Here is a 15,558-nt window from a genome sequence, read left to right as displayed (position 1 = left end):
TCAATGCCGTGCGCGGCGGTCGCGCAGGCGGGGGTCGATCAGCAGGTAGAGCAGGTCGACGGCGGTGCTGAGCGCGACATAGATCGCCGCCGACAGGATCGCGATCGCGAGGATCACCGGCATGTCCTTCGACAGCACCGCGTCGACGGTGATCTTGCCGAGGCCGGGCCGGCCGAACACCTGCTCGGTGATCACCGCGCCGCTCAGCAGCCCGCCGACGAGCCAGCCGGCGAGCGTGACGGCGGGCAGCGCCGCGTGGCGCAGCGCGTGCCGCACGCGCAGCGCGAGCCCGCCGATGCCCCACGAGCGCACCGTCAGCGCATACGGCTCGTCGAGCGCGCGTTCGATGCCCTGGCGCAGCACGCGGCCGATCACCGCGCCCTGCGCGAGCCCGAGCGACAGCGCCGGCAACACGAGCGACGCGAAGCCGCGATCGCCGGCGACCGGGAACAGCTTCAGCGTGAAGCTGAACACGAACAGCAGCATGATCCCGAGCCAGAACGACGGCGTCGACGCGAGCAGCAGCTCGACGCCGGACGCCGCCCGCCCGGCCCAGCGGCGGCCGGCCGTCAGCACCGCGAGGCCGACCGCGAACACGAGCGTCACGACGAGCGCCGCTCCGGTCAGCTTCAGCGTCGGCCACAGCTGGCCGATCACAAGCGGCGCGACGTCGGTGTTCAGGATGTACGAGCGGCCGAAGTCGCCGTGCAGCACCCGCCACAGGTAGTGCAGGTACTGCAGCGGCAGCGGCTCGTCGAGCCCCCATTCCCGGCGGATCGCGGCTTCGATCTGCGGTGTGCTCAGCTGCTCGCCGATCAGGATGCTGACGATGTCGCCGGGCGCGACGTGCACGGCCGCGAACGACAGCGTGATCGCGGCCCACAGCACCAGTACGCCGGTGGCGAGCCGCGTCGTCACCGGCGAGCGCAGCACGCGGCGCCACGTGGCCGGCGACGAGGCGGGCGGCGCGGCGGGCGTGGGCGCCGCGGCGTCTTGAACGGAAACAGGGACGGCGCTCGGATGGTTCATGCTCGGCTTCTCCTGCCGGTGCCGCGCGCGGCGGACCGATGTGGCTGGCTCGCTTACTTTTTCACCCACACGTCGTACGGGTTCTCGGGCATCTGCGCGAACGGGCGGAAGCGCAGGCCCTGGACGGCCTTCGCGGCGGCGATCTGGTCCTCCGGTTCGTACAGCGGCACCGCGTACGCCTGCTCGTTGATCGCGAAGTGCTGCAGCTCGCCGTACAGCGTCTTGCGCTCCGCGACGTTCTGCGTGCGCGCGGCCGCCTGCAGCCAGCGCGTCAGTTCCGGCGCCGCTGCGCGGCTGTAGTTCAGCGCGCCGCCGCGATCGACGGGCAGGTAGTGGCCCTCGATGTCGATGCCGTCCGGCGGCGTGTTCGAGTTCGCGATCGAGCCGAACTTGCCGGTCTTGCGCGCCTCGACGTACGTGCCGTCGTCGACGTACTGGATCTTCAGGTCGACGCCGAGCCGCTGCCGAGCCTGCGCCTGCAGCGCCTGCAGCAGCACGTCGCGCTGGTCGCGCACGGTCGCCTGCGCCTGGATCACCGCGATCGTCAGCCGTTCGCCGTTCTTCGTGCGGTAGCCGCCGCTGTCGCGTGCGCGCCAGCCGGCCTCGTCGAGCAACTGGTTGGCAAGCTTCGGATTGTTGCCGTAGGTCTTTTCGATGCGCGTGTCGTAGAGCGGGTCGATCGGCGACGTGATGCCCCATGCGCGCGTGCGCTCGCCGCGATAGATCGACTGCACGATGCCGGTCGTATCGAGCCCTTCGAGCAGCGCGCGGCGCACCTTCACGTCCTGCGTGGGGCCGTAGCCGACGTTCAGGAACAGCGAGTACGGCGTGCCGGTGTTCAGCGCGTGCTGGTAGGTGAAGTCCGGGTTCTTGCGGATCAACGCCGCGTCGTTGCCGGATACGCCTTCGATCACGTCGACCTGGCCGGACAGCAGCGCGCCGGTGCGCACCGACGATTCCGGCAGGAACCGGTAGACGATCCGGTCGAGGTAAGCCGGGCCCTGATGGCCCGCCGTCGGCGGCGCCCAGCGATAGTCTGGATTCCTCGCGAATTCGATTTCCTGCCCCTTCACGTAGCGGCGCAGGATGAACGGGCCGGTGCCGGCGACGTCGGTGCCGCCCGACTTCAGGCCCGGCCGGTCGAACGCGTTCGGCGACAGCAGCGCGAACCGGCCGGCAAAGGTCAGGAATGGCGCATACGGCGCGTCGAGCGTGATCACGACCGTGCGCGCGTCCGGCGTCTTCACGTCCGCGACGTGCAGGATCTGCCCCGCGAGCTGGCTGCCGCCCGAATAGGCCGGATTGCGTGCGTTCAGGAAGTTGCGCGCGACGGCCTGCGCGTCGAGCGGCGCGCCGTCGCTGAACTTCACGCCGTCGCGCAGCGTGAACGTGTAGGTCTTGCCGTCGGGCGACACCTTGTAGCCGGTCGCGAGCCACGGCACGAAGCTGCCGTCCGGCTTGCGCGCGAGCAGGCTCTCATACACGTTGCGCAGCAGCAGCTCGACCTTGTCCTGGCCGTTCAATTGCGGATTCAGCGTGCGCGGCTCGGATTCGACGCCCCAGGTCAGCGTGCCGCCCGTGACGGGCGTGCCCTGGGCGAACGCCGCGGGCGGCAAGGCGAGGGCGAACAGCAGCGCGGCCGATGCCGTGCGGCGCGACGCGCGGAGCGTGGAATCCGGAAAAGCGAAGGTCATGCGGGGCAATCCTTTACAAGTGGCATGGCGGGTGGAACGGGGCACGACGAAGCGCGGTGCGGGACAGGTGTCGAAACGGCGCGCGTGGAACGTCATGCGCTGGCGCGAAGACGCTCGGCGCCCTGAGCGGCATCCGCCGCCGGCGGTTCCCGGTAGAGATCCGGGATCAGGATCTTTCTCAGCCAGACGAGCGGCGTGCCGAGCGTGTTCGTCGAGCGGTCGAACGCGACATAGCCTTGCCGCTCGTAGTACGGCTGCAGCCACGGATGATTGGTCGCGGTCGCGAGATAGGTCGCGGGCGCCTTGACCTGTCCGGTCAGGAATTGCGCTTCGACGTGGCCGAGCAGGGCGAGGCCGAGTCCCTGCCGCTTGAACGCGGGCGCCACCGCGAACCAGTGCAGGAACGGATACGGCGTGCGGGGGCGCTCGCCGTATACCCACGGGAACCGCACGGTCAGCGTCGCGGCAGGCGCGCGGCGGCCGTCGGCGTCCGCACGTTCGAGCACGAAGGTCGTTTCGCGCGCAACGGTCTGCGCGACGTGCTCGATCGGCGAGCGAATGATGTTGAAGTGCACGCCCTGCGGCACGAGCGGCGCATACGCGTCCTGCAGCAATGCATAAAGGGCCGGCACGTCGTCGGCGCCGGCAATGCGGATCGTATCGGTCATCGTGCGGCGCCTTCGAGATCGGGTTGACGGGTGACGGCGGCGGTGTGCGGTGCATGCGGCGTTTCTTCGGTCGCGCGTCGTGACGCCGCCAGGTCGTTGCCGTCAGCCGACGCACCGGCCAGCAGCCGCAGCGACGCAATCCTCGGTGCTGCATCGGCAAGCGGCGTGTCGACGACGAATTCCGCGATCCCGTGGCGGCGATGCAGCACGTCGAGTTCGCGCAGCACGTCCTCGCGCGTGCCGTGCACGATCCGCGTTTCGCGGGCGTCGATCCGATGCGGCCCGTCGCCCGCCTGGCGGATGTACGCGTGCGCCTGTTCGAGACTGCCGACGTTGACCGCCGGCGTGTCGCCCACCTGCACGCGAAAGCCCTGATGCCCGCTCGTGAGTCGCGCGGCCGCTTCGCGCGTGGCGGCGACGATCACGGATACGGCGAGCAGCGGCGTGCGGCCGCCCGATGCGTGGCGGTATGCGTCGAAGCTCCGTTCCAGATCGGCGGTGGCTGCGTTGAGGTGCGACGCATAGACGAACGCCCAGCCGAGCTGGGCGGCCAGCGCGGCGCTTTCGGCGCTCGCGCCGAGCAGGAACGGTTGGGCGGCGACGGGCGGAAACGGTGTCGCGTGCAGCGTGGCGGCTTCGTTCCCCGCGTCGCCCGGCGGCGTGTGGTTGCCGTCGAGATGGCGCTTCAGCTCGGCGGCGAGTTCGGCGAACGACGCGCGTCGCGCCGGGTCGTAGCCGGCCTGCAGCGCGCGCGTCGACAACGGCAGCCCGCCCGGCGCCTTGCCGATGCCGAGATCGACACGATCGGGTGCAAGTGACGCGAGCAGGTTGAAGTTCTCGGCGATCTTGTACGGGCTGTAGTGCTGCAGCATCACGCCGCCCGATCCGACACGAATTCGGCGAGTGTGGGCGAGCACATGCGCGATCAGGATTTCCGGCGACGGGCACGCGAGCGCGGCCGTGTTGTGATGCTCCGCAAGCCAGTAGCGGTGATAACCCGCGTCGTCGGCGAAGCGGGCGAGCGACACGCTGCGCGCGAGTGCATCCACGGCGGTTTCGCCCGGTGCGACGGGGCTCTTGTCGAGCACGCTCAGGCGAAACGGGAGGGCGGGTAGCGCGGTAGCGGAATGAGGGGCGTCGGACGTCATGAGGGTGCGACCGGCGCGGTTCGAAGCGGCACGATCAACGAGTTAGGCATGCCGGATTATTTTTCGACGCCGTTTGCCCGGTCAAACAATCAAGAAGAATATCGAAAGCCGAAAATATTCGTTCCGGCCCACCGGGTGGCTTGCGTTATGGTCGATGGCTGCGCGCCTTGCGGCGCACGCATGGACCCCGCCGGACGCCCCGGTGCGCAATCGTCGGCAGCATGGTGCCGGCGCGGGTCCGTCGATCGAACGCAATCGTGGGGAATACGAATGAACGAGCGAATCATGTCAACCGGCCGACCTGACGCGCATGCCGGAGCCGCATCATGAGCGAGACACGCAGACGGCTGAAGACGCTCGTCGGTGCCGCGAGCGTGCTGGCTGCGCCGGGCGATGCGGATCCCGCGCAAGGCATGCGTCGCGCGGCGGCGCTCGCGCGCAAGGCGGAAGCCGAGAAGATCACCGGCCTCTTCACGGCCGACCTGTTGCAGGCCGATCCGGCCGGGCTCGCCGGCAGCACCGGCAGCCAGGAGCCGATCGTCGCGCTGGCCGCACTGAGCCAGGCGACGTCGTCGATCGGGCTCGTCGCGACGGTGTCGACCACGTATCACCATCCGTACAACCTCGCGCGGCTGATCGGCACGCTCGATCACGTGAGCGGCGGCCGCGCCGCGTGGAACGCGGTGACGTCGTCGGTCGGCGAGGAGAATTTCGGCGACGCCGCATTGCCGGACCCGGAGCAGCGCTATGCGCGCGCCGCCGAATTCGTCGAAGTCGTCAACGCGCTGTTCGACGCGAACGATCCCGGCGCGGTGCGACGCACGCCGAGCGGTGGCGTGTCGGTCGATCCGCTCAAGCTCGGGCCGATCGATTATCGTGGCGCGCACTTCCAGGTGCAGGGGCCGTTGAACGTGCCCCCTTCGCCGCAGCGGCGTCCCGTGCTGTTCCAGGCGGGGCAGTCGGCGAGCGGCGTGACGCTCGGCGCGCGGTTGGCGGAAGTCGTCTACACGTCGCAGCCGACGCTCGAGGATGCGCGCACGTTCGTCGGCGAACTGCACCGGCAGGCGACCGCCTTCGGCCGGGCAGGGCGGCTGCCGCTCGTGATGAACTCGTTCCATTCGGTGATCGGCGAATCCGACGCCGACGTCGCGCGACGGCTGCGCGACAAGCATGAGCGCATCGATTACGAGCAAGGGCGGCTCAAGCTCGCCGACATGCTCGGCGGCGGCGTCGACTTGCGCGACCTGCCGCTCGACCAGCCGTTGCCGGGATCGCTGCTGCCGGCGATCGACAGCGTGCATCGCCGGCGCGGCCGCGTCGCGATCTTCGTCGGCTATGCGCGGCAGCGCCTGACGTTGCGCGAACTGATCATCCGCGCCCAGGAAACCGGCCACTGGTTCGTCGCGGGCACACCCGAACAGCTCGCCGATGCGATCGAAGCGCGTTATCGCGCGGGGCTCGTCGACGTGCTGTCGCTGCACGGGCTCGGGCAGCCCGACCAGGAGGACCTGCTGCTCAACGGGCTGCTGCCCGAATTGCGCCGGCGCAACCTGCTCGATACCGATTACCTCGGCGACGATTTCCGCACGAACCTGGGATTGCCGGCCTTGCAGCGCGAGACCGCGACGGCTTGAACGGCCAAACGGCGAGCAGGCGGCGCGTGTACGATGGCGGGACGGCGCTTCCGCTTCATCCTCGCGCCGCAACATCGACGCAAGGATGCTGATGTGAATCACGAGATCACGACGCTCGCGCAACTCGAGGCCATCTACGGGACGCCGCACGAACGTGCACTGTGGAAGGAAATCGACCACCTGAACGACGACTACCAGGCGTTCGTGCGCGCGTCGCCATTCGTCGCGCTGTCGTCGGTCGGGCCGCAGGGCACCGATGTTTCACCGCGCGGCGATGTGGCGGGATTCGTGTCGATCGTCGATCCGAAGACGCTCGCGCTGCCGGATCGGCCGGGCAACAACCGGTCGATACGCTGCGCAATATCGTGGCCGATCCGCGCGTGTCGCTGCTGTTCCTGATTCCCGGCGTCGGCGAGACGTTGCGCGTGAACGGCCGCGCGACGATCAGCGCCGAGCCCGGCTTGCTCGCGCGCTTTGCCGTCGACGGGAAGGCGCCGCGCACGGTGGTGCTGATCCACATCGACGCGGCTTATTTCCATTGCTCGAAGGCGATCGTGCGTTCGCGGCTCTGGGATTCGGGCACGCGGATCGAACGTGACCAGTTGCCGAGCGCGGGTGCGATGCATCGGCGATTAAGCGGCGGTACGTTCGACGGCGAATCGTACGATCGCGACCTTCCGGCGCGCACGGTCGCCGGGCTGTACTGAGTGCGTGAGTGGCGATCCGCGCGCATCGGTGCGGATCGTCCGCCCGGATCGGGCGTCGCATTTCGCGATCGCATTGAACGACTGAAGTCGGATGAGACCCGGCGGCGGGGGCCGGGAACGGCTACTTCAGCCGCTGCACCATGCCCGTTGTTTGCCCGACACTCGCGGTGTCGCCTTCGCTCCTTACGCCGCCAAGAACATCCGTCGGGTTCGCCTTGCCATCTCCCGTCCCGCGCAATCCCCTTGTCTGGCCGTCACAGCCTGGCGTGGCCATCTCCCGGCGAACCGCCGATAGCCCGTGCAACTACTGAGTTGCTGCCGAAAATGGTTTATGGTCAAATGACCATGTCAAGTGACCCATATGTTTGTTTCCTCCCCAATTGGCGGCCGCCGCATGATCGCGGATGGTCCAGACGTGGGCAACATTTTGCGAAGGCGTCCGGGTGGCGTGGCAATTGGCGCGCATCGACCACCGGAAGTCAGGCGAAATCCCGGGAGATGAAGCAGGCGTCCGCGTATCGACGCCTGGGCAGCTTTCGCCCATCGGCTGAAAGCGCCCTGGCTGAAAAAACAAGAATTTCTGGAGACGGTGCTAGTGAACGAAATGCACAGCAGGACGAACCAAGCGATTGACCCTTCGGCGCTGCGCGCCCAACTGCGAGACCGCGCGTTGCTGGAGACGCGTGCGTGGCTTGCGTCGGGATGGGCGGAGGGCACGGATGGCCGATCGTTTCCCGTTACGAATCCGGCCACGGGCGACATTCTGGCGCGCGTGGCCAGCCTCGACACCGCGGCGGTCGAGCAAGCCATTACCTCTTCGGCGCTGGCCCAACAAGCCTGGCAGAAGCGGGCCAGCCACGAGCGCGCAAAGCTACTGCGCGCCTGGTACGACCTGATCGTGGCGAATGCCGACGATCTCGCGCTGATCATGACGTCGGAGCAGGGCAAGCCGCTGGCGGAGGCCCGCGGCGAAATCATATATGCGGCTTCTTTCGTGGAGTGGTTCGCCGAAGAAGCGAAGCGGGTCTACGGCGACGTCATGCCTCACCCGCAAGGCGACAAGCGCATCGTCGTCATTCGTCAGCCGATCGGCGTGTGTGCCGCGATCACGCCGTGGAATTTTCCTGCCGCGATGATCACGCGCAAGGTCGCGCCGGCACTGGCCGCAGGCTGCTCCATCATCGTGCGCCCCGCCGACCTGACGCCGCTCACGGCGCTAGCGCTTGCCGTGCTGGCCGAGCGCGCGGGCATTCCCGCCGGTGTCCTTCAAGTGGTGTGCGGCCCGTCGCGCGAGATCGGCGCGGTGCTCACGGCCAGCCCGGTCGTGCGCAAGCTTTCGTTTACCGGCTCGACCGAAGTCGGTCGCGTGCTCATGAGCCAGTCGTCCGCGACGATCAAGCGACTGTCTCTCGAACTCGGCGGCAACGCACCTTTCATCGTGTTCGACGACGCGGATCTCGACGCGGCGGTTGAAGGTGCGATGGCGTCGAAGTACCGGAACAGCGGCCAGACCTGTGTGTGCGCGAATCGCTTTCTCGTCCAGGCCGGCATTCATGACCGCTTCGTCGACGCGCTCACGCGGCGAGTCCAGGCGCTCAAGGTCGGAAACGGCATCGAACCGGGGGTGCAGCAGGGGCCGCTGATCCAGCAGTCCGCCTGCGACCACCTGAATCAGCTGATCGACGATGCGCTCGGCAAGGGCGCGCGCATCGTCACGGGCGGCAAAGGCCATCCGCTTGGCGGCACGTTTTTCGAGCCGACCGTCATTGCCGATGCAACGCCGGCCATGCGCGTCGCGCGCGAGGAACTCTTCGGGCCCGTCGGCCCGGTGTTCCGCTTCGAGGATGAAGCGGAAGCGATCGCGATGGCCAACGACACCGAGTACGGGCTTGCCGCCTATCTCTATACACGCGACCACGGCCGCATCTGGCGTGTGGGCGAGGCACTCGAGTACGGCATGGTCGGCCTGAATACCGGCGTGATTTCCAACGAGGTCGCGCCGTTCGGCGGGGTCAAGCAGTCGGGCCTGGGCCGTGAGGGTTCCCGTTACGGCATCGAGGAATATCTGGAAATCAAGTACCTGTGCACCCAGGTCTAACGGCCACCGTCCGCATCAAGGAAACGTCAATGGAAATGCTCCCGCATTCGATGCTCTTCGAAACTGTTCCGTCCATTCTCCAGGAATGGGGTTGTGCGCGCCGCCTGGGTCAGGTGATGGCGGCATGGACGGAGCGCCGCCATGTCCTGATCGTGACCGACGCCGGGCTGCACGAGGCCGGTGTGCTGGAACCGGCGAAAGCGTCGCTGGCGGCCGAGGGATTCCGCGTGGCGGTGTTTGACGAGGTCGTGGCCGACCCGCCGGAAAACGTGGTGTTGCGCTGCGTCGAGTTTGCACGCAGCGCCGAGGCCGACGTCGTCATCGGCCTGGGCGGCGGCTCGTCGATGGACATCGCAAAACTGGCCGCCGTGCTCACCGTGTCGCGGCAATCGATCGCGGAAATGTACGGAATCGGCAACGTTCAGGGTGCGCGCCTGCCGCTGGTGCAGATCCCGACGACGGCGGGCACCGGGTCGGAAGTCACCAACATTTCCATCGTTTCGGTTAACGAAACAACCAAGATGGGCATCGTCGCACGTCAGCTGTATGCCGACAAGGTGATCCTGGATGCCGAATTGACGGTCGGCCTGCCACGCAGCCATACCGCTGCGACGGGCATCGACGCGATGGTTCACGCCATCGAGGCCTATACCAGCAAGCACAAGAAGAATGCCCTCTCCGACGCGCTCGCACGCGAGGCGCTGCGATTGCTGGTGAGCAACCTGATCCCGGCTTGCGAAAACGGCGCGGACCGGCGCGCCCGGGAGGCCATGCTGCTGGGCGCCACGCTGGCGGGGCAAGCGTTCGCCAATGCCCCGGTGGCCGCGGTCCATGCGCTGGCGTATCCGTTGGGCGGCCATTTCCATATCCCGCACGGCTTGTCCAACGCGCTGATGCTGGCGCCCGTGCTGCGTTTCAACGCCGACGCGGCGGCGTCGCACTACGCGGAACTGGCGGACGTCGTCGGCGCGGGTGGAACGGGCGACGCCACGGCGCGCACGGCGGCGTTCATTGCCTTCCTGGAAGACCTGATGGACCGATCCGGCGCGCCGCGACGCCTGCGCGACGTGGGTGTCACGCAATCGAGCCTGCCGACCCTCGCGGCCGATGCGATGAAGCAGCAGCGCTTGCTGTTGAACAATCCGGTCGTCGTCACGGAGTCGGACGCATTGCGCCTGTACGAACAGGCCTACTGAACCGACGCCGGCCAATCCGCAGTCGCCGTAACGTTAATAGAGAGAATGCACCGTGAACAATGTAGAAAGGATTGAGCACCACGAGATCGTTATCCTGGGTGCAGGCTTCGGAGGCCTCGGCATGGCCGCCCGCATGAAAATCGCGGGCATCGACGACTTCGTCGTACTGGAGAAGCGTCCCGATCTCGGGGGCGTATGGCTGGACAATTCGTATCCCGGCGCGGCATGCGATACCGAATCGCACCTGTACTGCTACAGCTTCCATCCGCATTTGCGCGTGAGCGCGATGTATGCCGGCCGCAACGAGCTGCTGCACTATCTGAAATCGCTTGCCGCGCGGTTCGACCTGACGGAACACCTGCGATTCAACCTCGAGATTCGCAGTGCCGAATGGGATGCCGGTGCAAGCCTCTGGCGGTTCGCGCTGAATGACGGCTCCCGGATGACCGCACGATTCTTCGTGCCGGCATGGGGGCAATTGAACCGTCCGATGATCCCCGCGGTTCGCGGCCTGGCGGATTTCAACGGCGAGTATTTCCACTCCGCCGAGTGGCGGCACGACGTGGACCTGAGCGGCAAGCGGGTGGCAAGCATCGGCAACGCCGCCAGCGCCGTGCAGTATGTGCCGCTCATCGCGCCGAAGGTCGATCACCTGACGGTATTCCAGCGAAGCGCGAACTGGATCATGCCGCGCAACCAGATCGTCTTCTCGGCGGAGCAGCTCGATACCTACGAGCGCGAGCCCCATCTGTTCGAAGAAAGCCGGAAATCGCTGCACGCTTTCCGCGAGTCCGGGTTCGAGCGGACGCGGATGGGGTCCAGCGCGCAGCAGGAAGGCAAGAGTCTCGCGCTGGCGCACCTGCATCGCCAGGTGCCCGACCCCGTCCTGCGCGAGAAACTGACGCCGGACTATGAATACGCGTGCAAACGGATTCTGCGATCGGACGACTACTACCCGGCACTCATGCGCGACAACGTCGCGCTGGAGACGGCGGGGGTCGAATCGTTCGTCGACGAGGGCATCGTGACCCGGGACGGCCGCCTGCTTCCGTTCGACGTGGTCGTGTTCGGAACCGGCTTCGAGAGTCAGGCTTTCCAGGGCAGCCTGCAGGTTCGCGGCACGGACCGCACGTTGGCCCAGGCGTGGGAGGACGGCCCGGAAGCGTATCTCGGCATGACCGTGCCGGGCTTTCCGAACATGTTCATGCTGTATGGGCCGAATACGAACCTGAACCACAACTCCATCGTGTCGATGCTCGAGATCCAGCAGAACTACATCATCGACGCGATCGGCGGCATGGCTTCGGCCGGCGTGAAGGCGGTCGACGTCGATCGGGCCGTGTTCGACGAATACAACAGCAAGCTGCAATCGGCGATGGTCGGCTCGGCGTTTTCGGCGGGCTGCTCGAGCTGGTACAAGAACGCGCAAGGCAAGGTGATCAACAACTGGCCGGGCACGGTGGACGAATACCGCGCCGTGACGCAATGGGATCAAAGCGTGTTCGCTGCGATCTGAGCGGGGATGCCCATGACATCGGTGCACTGGTTGCCGCTGACCGAGGTGGCTGACGATGCGCGGGACGCCGTTCGGGCGTTCCGCGAACTGGGCGGGCGACACTACGGCAGCTTTTCCGTCGACCAGTCGCGCGTGAACTTCGTGCGGGCCTGCGAATTGAACGGCCTCGCCGCCGACGCAGCGGTTGCCCACGACGATATCGATGTTCCCGTCGCGGACGGCAGCATTCGGGTACGGCTCTATCGTCCGCCCGCCGGGGATCGCGTCGAGGACAAACCGCTGATCGTCTTCATTCACGGCGGCGGGTGGGTGATCGGCAGCGTGGACACGCATGACGGCATCTGCCGTCATCTCGCACGGCACGGCGGGTGTGTTGTCGCTTCCGTGGAGTACCGGCTAGCGCCGGAGCAGCGGTGGCCGGTCCCGCTCGAAGACTGCGAGCGGGCATTGGACTACCTCGCGGCCAACGCTTCCGCGCTCGCCATCGATGTGTCCCGGGTGATCCTGGCGGGCGACAGCGCCGGCGGCAACATGGCGACCCTCATCGCCAATGCGGCATCGGCGGCGGGACCCGCGATCATCGGGCAGATCCTGTTCTATCCCGTGACGGACCTGACGGCGTCGCTTCCGTCCTACCAGCGCATTCAAGGCGGATTTCCGCTGGTCGCCGAGTCGATGCGCTGGTTCCGGGAGCACTACGTGCCGGCCGGCACGCCGTTCGATCTTCCACGCCTGTCCCCGCTGCTGCATGCGGAAGGCCGGCGGCAGCCGCCGATGTTCATTGCCACGGTGGGGCTGGATCCGCTGTGTGACGAAGGCGTTGCCTACGCATCGTGCGCGGCCCGCGCGGGGAGCACGGTCGAGCATCTCCATCTGCCCGGGCATCATCACGGCATCATCACCGCGGCCCGCACGATCCCGGCAGCGAGATACCTGCTGGATCGCGCCGTTTCCTTTGTCCGGCGGCTTGCCGAACCAGACGGCTTCAAGGCTTGACGCGTCGATCGTCGCGCGGGTCGGCGCATTCGCCCCTTGCGACCGGTCGGGTAATGGAAACTCCTGATTCAAATTGTCCCTCGACTGCATAGACTGGGAACCGTGGAACTTGGTCAATTGATCATGTTCGGGGTGACCGGTCAAACCGGGATGCACACCTCAATGACCCGCGTGCATGCCTGGCCGGGTGCAGCGGGGGGCACGTACTGGTTTGAAACGTTGTCGCCGGCATGCACGTGCGAGCGTCTTTTTCTTCCGTAGTCACATGACCAAGTCAAATGATCTAGTCGTGCGGCGTTACGGATATTTTCAATAACGGGTCATCGGAGGGATCTCATGACTAAGAATCAAGCAGATTCGGGTTTGCCTGAGCACGTAGAGGTACTTATCATCGGGGCGGGGATCTCGGGGCTCGATGCCGCTTGTCATCTTCGCATGAACTTGCCGGACCGCTCGTTCGCCATCCTGGAAGCCATGGATGGATTCGGCGGTACGTGGTGGACCCATCGCTACCCGGGCGCGCGTTCCGACAGCGACCTGTACACGTACGCATTCGGATTCCGCCCGTGGCAGGGCCGCTCGATCGCCACGGCGGAGGAGATCCACAGCTATCTGGGCGATGTCATCAAGGAATACGACCTCGCCTCGAAGATCCACTACGGGCATCGTGTTCAAACGGTGAGCTGGTCGAGCGAGCAGAAGCGCTGGACGGTCGAGGTGTCGCGCAAGGATACCGGCGAACACTTCTCGATCACCACGGACTTCCTGTGGCTGGGGGCGGGGTACTACGACCATCGGCAGGGCTTTACGCCGAAGTGGAACGGGTTCGACCGCTACAAGGGAACGGTCGTGCATCCGCAGCACTGGCCGGAAGACCTCGACTACGCCGGCAAGCGGGTGGTCGTGATCGGCTCGGGCGCGACCGCCGCGACGCTGATTCCAGCGATGGCCGGCACCGCGGCGCATGTGACGATGCTGCAACGGTCGCCGACGTTCTTCACGGCGGTTCCGTGGACCCACCAGCTGGACGCGACGCTGCGTGAACTGAGCCTGCCCGAGGAGTGGCGCTCCGAGATTCTGCGGCGTGCACACCTGAAGCAGACGTTCGACCTGATCAACCTGTCCGCAGCGAACCCGGACGCCGTTCGCGACTGGTTGATCAACGAGACCCGGCAACAGCTGCCGGAAGGGTTCGACGTCGACAAGCACTTCAATCCCAGCTATCGCCCGTGGCAGCAGCGCGTGGCGGCGGTGCCGGAGGGCGACCTCTTCACGGCGATCCGGGAGGGCAAGGCGTCCGTCGTGACGGACACCATCGAATCGTTCGACGAAAGCGGCATCGTGCTGGCGTCGGGCGAGCACCTGCAGGCGGACATCGTCGTGACGGCGACGGGCTTCGACATGAGCGCTTTCGGCCAGATCGCGTTCCACCTCGACGGCGAACCGGTCGACATGTCGAAGCGGGTCTCGTATCGGGGAATGATGATCGAGGGTATCCCGAACATGGCGTTCATCTACGGCTATTACCGGTCGAGCTGGACGTTGCGCGCCGATCTCGTGTGCGAATTCACCTGCCGCGTCCTGGCGCATATGGACAAGGTGGGCGCGAAGACGGTGGAGCCGTGCCTGCGCGCCGAAGACGCGGACATGCAGCGGCTGCCGTGGACCGACCCGAACAACTTCAATGCCGGGTACGTGATGCGCTCGCAACACCAGATGCACTTGCGTGGCGATCGCATGCCGTGGCAGCACCACTTCGAGTACGAGGAGGAGCGCCAGACCATTCCGGAATTGAGCCCGGATGCCGAAGTCCTCGTGTATCGCTGATCTCCGCGCAACGTTCGAATAAAGGTGAAGTTATGGCACTCGATTTGTACCTCGCTGGTTTTCTCGAATCCCTTGCCGGGTCCGGCGCGAAACCGCTGTCGCAGTCCAGCCCGGAAGAGGCGCGCGGATTGATGCAGCATCTGGCGCGCGCCGTTCGCGCACCGGAGGCCGTGGTCGACGTTCACGGCGTGGAAGACCTGACCGTTCCCGGCGCGACCGGATCGCTGCGGGCGCGGCTGTACCGTCCGACCCAGGAGCGCAATCTGCCGACGGTCGTCTATCTCCATGGCGGCGGATTCGTGATCGGCGATCTGGATACCCACGACAATATTTGCCGGGAGCTGGCGCGCGGCGCCAACGCGGTCGTCGTCTCGGTGGATTACCGGCTGGCGCCGGAGTATCCGTATCCGGCCGCGGCGGACGATGCGATCGCCGCCACCCGATGGGTGATCGCGAACGCGGGTGAGCTGGGCGGCAGCGACGTCGTCGCGGTGGCCGGAGACAGCGCCGGCGGCAATCTGGCCGCGGTCGTGACCCAGCAACTGCACGCCGACGGCATTGCGCTGTCCGCCCAGTTCCTGATCTACCCCGCGGTCGCGCAGGATCGCGCCGGCTTTCCTTCCTTCAAGGAAAACGGCGCAGGCTACTTTCTCGACCTCGAGACGATCGCCTGGTTCGAGCGACATTACGTGCCCGACGGGACCAACCGGGAGGATCCGCGACTGGCGCCGATCCGTGCGAAGGATCTTGCCGGGTTGCCGCCCGCGGTCATCCTGACCGCCGAATTCGATCCGCTGCGCGACGAGGGCGAGGCCTATGGCCGCTTGCTCCACGCGAGCGGCGTGAAGGTCGACACGATCCGGTGCGACGGCATGATTCACGGGTTCTTCGACATGGGGGCGATCTCCCCGGGCGCCCAGGCGTGGATCGAGAAGGGCATCGCGAGCTTTCGAACGTTACTCGGCGCCGCGCGGCACCATTGATACGTTGGCGGAAGCGACCTGATTTCGCTTTTCGCCATTTCGTGGCCGCACGCGGTTCGATG

The 15,558-nt window shown here is 66.6% G+C and carries 11 protein-coding genes and 1 pseudogene; 8 read left to right on the top strand and 4 right to left on the bottom strand.

What is annotated here, in order from left to right; all coding sequences use genetic code 11:
• The 4 genes from LGM89_RS23310 to LGM89_RS23295 form a co-directional block, all read right to left on the bottom strand.
• Window positions 1-1,029: an ABC transporter permease gene (locus LGM89_RS23310; protein ID WP_226274018.1), complete on the bottom strand. Its 1,029-nt coding sequence runs from the start codon at window positions 1,027-1,029 to the stop codon at window positions 1-3.
• A 53-nt stretch (window positions 1,030-1,082) separates the two neighbouring features.
• The gene (locus LGM89_RS23305; protein ID WP_226274017.1) at window positions 1,083-2,723 is read right to left on the bottom strand and encodes an ABC transporter substrate-binding protein; all 1,641 of its coding nucleotides are present in this window, start codon (window positions 2,721-2,723) and stop codon (window positions 1,083-1,085) included.
• A gap of 92 nt (window positions 2,724-2,815) precedes the next feature.
• Window positions 2,816-3,391: a GNAT family N-acetyltransferase gene (locus tag LGM89_RS23300; RefSeq protein WP_226274016.1), complete on the bottom strand. Its 576-nt coding sequence runs from the start codon at window positions 3,389-3,391 to the stop codon at window positions 2,816-2,818.
• Window positions 3,388-4,539 carry an MsnO8 family LLM class oxidoreductase gene (locus LGM89_RS23295; RefSeq protein WP_226274015.1) on the bottom strand — a complete coding sequence of 384 codons (1,152 nt, stop codon included), beginning with the start codon at window positions 4,537-4,539 and terminating at the stop codon, window positions 3,388-3,390. Before LGM89_RS23295 ends, LGM89_RS23300 begins: the two co-directional genes overlap by 4 nt.
• Before the next feature lie 326 nt (window positions 4,540-4,865).
• Between LGM89_RS23295 and LGM89_RS23290 the strand changes: the two genes are divergently transcribed.
• The 8 genes and pseudogenes from LGM89_RS23290 (at window position 4,866) to LGM89_RS23255 (ending at window position 15,496) form a co-directional block, all read left to right on the top strand.
• Window positions 4,866-6,173: an NtaA/DmoA family FMN-dependent monooxygenase gene (locus tag LGM89_RS23290; RefSeq protein WP_226274014.1), complete on the top strand. Its 1,308-nt coding sequence runs from the start codon at window positions 4,866-4,868 to the stop codon at window positions 6,171-6,173.
• A gap of 33 nt (window positions 6,174-6,206) precedes the next feature.
• Window positions 6,207-6,880: pseudogene (locus LGM89_RS23285) on the top strand (pyridoxamine 5'-phosphate oxidase family protein).
• A 604-nt stretch (window positions 6,881-7,484) separates the two neighbouring features.
• A complete protein-coding gene (locus LGM89_RS23280) occupies window positions 7,485-8,978 on the top strand; it encodes an NAD-dependent succinate-semialdehyde dehydrogenase (protein ID WP_226274191.1) in 1,494 nt (497 codons plus the stop codon).
• Window positions 8,979-9,007: 29 nt separating this feature from the next.
• Window positions 9,008-10,174 carry an iron-containing alcohol dehydrogenase gene (locus LGM89_RS23275; RefSeq protein ID WP_226274013.1) on the top strand — a complete coding sequence of 389 codons (1,167 nt, stop codon included), beginning with the start codon at window positions 9,008-9,010 and terminating at the stop codon, window positions 10,172-10,174.
• Window positions 10,175-10,226: 52 nt separating this feature from the next.
• Window positions 10,227-11,690, top strand: coding sequence for a flavin-containing monooxygenase (locus tag LGM89_RS23270; RefSeq protein ID WP_089498453.1), 1,464 nt, complete (start codon window positions 10,227-10,229; stop codon window positions 11,688-11,690).
• A gap of 12 nt (window positions 11,691-11,702) precedes the next feature.
• Window positions 11,703-12,686: an alpha/beta hydrolase gene (locus tag LGM89_RS23265; RefSeq protein ID WP_226206180.1), complete on the top strand. Its 984-nt coding sequence runs from the start codon at window positions 11,703-11,705 to the stop codon at window positions 12,684-12,686.
• Between the two features lie 336 nt (window positions 12,687-13,022).
• Window positions 13,023-14,513 (top strand): flavin-containing monooxygenase, encoded by a 1,491-nt coding sequence (locus tag LGM89_RS23260; RefSeq protein WP_226274012.1) that lies wholly within the window; start codon window positions 13,023-13,025, stop codon window positions 14,511-14,513.
• 32 nt (window positions 14,514-14,545) lie between these two features.
• A complete protein-coding gene (locus LGM89_RS23255; protein ID WP_226274011.1) occupies window positions 14,546-15,496 on the top strand; it encodes an alpha/beta hydrolase in 951 nt (316 codons plus the stop codon).
• Window positions 15,497-15,558: the final 62 nt, after the last annotated feature.

Origin of the sequence: Burkholderia sp. AU31624 (assembly GCF_020420065.1) — a bacterium.
GTDB lineage: Bacteria > Pseudomonadota > Gammaproteobacteria > Burkholderiales > Burkholderiaceae > Burkholderia.
Note: the sequence above shows the minus strand (reverse complement) of the source record. Positions and strands in the feature narration are given on the sequence as shown.

Bases quoted from the DNA above. Each gene is read 5' to 3' on its own strand.
- LGM89_RS23300 (WP_226274016.1), bottom strand. From the start codon at position 3,391: ATGACCGATACGATCCGCATTGCCGGCGCCGACGACGTGCCGGCCCTT.
- LGM89_RS23260 (WP_226274012.1), top strand. From the start codon at position 13,023: ATGACTAAGAATCAAGCAGATTCGGGTTTGCCTGAGCACGTAGAGGTA.
- LGM89_RS23265 (WP_226206180.1), top strand. From the start codon at position 11,703: ATGACATCGGTGCACTGGTTGCCGCTGACCGAGGTGGCTGACGATGCG.
- LGM89_RS23310 (WP_226274018.1), bottom strand. From the start codon at position 1,029: ATGAACCATCCGAGCGCCGTCCCTGTTTCCGTTCAAGACGCCGCGGCG.
- LGM89_RS23280 (WP_226274191.1), top strand. From the start codon at position 7,485: ATGCACAGCAGGACGAACCAAGCGATTGACCCTTCGGCGCTGCGCGCC.
- LGM89_RS23295 (WP_226274015.1), bottom strand. From the start codon at position 4,539: ATGACGTCCGACGCCCCTCATTCCGCTACCGCGCTACCCGCCCTCCCG.
- LGM89_RS23255 (WP_226274011.1), top strand. From the start codon at position 14,546: ATGGCACTCGATTTGTACCTCGCTGGTTTTCTCGAATCCCTTGCCGGG.
- LGM89_RS23275 (WP_226274013.1), top strand. From the start codon at position 9,008: ATGGAAATGCTCCCGCATTCGATGCTCTTCGAAACTGTTCCGTCCATT.
- LGM89_RS23305 (WP_226274017.1), bottom strand. From the start codon at position 2,723: ATGACCTTCGCTTTTCCGGATTCCACGCTCCGCGCGTCGCGCCGCACG.
- LGM89_RS23290 (WP_226274014.1), top strand. From the start codon at position 4,866: ATGAGCGAGACACGCAGACGGCTGAAGACGCTCGTCGGTGCCGCGAGC.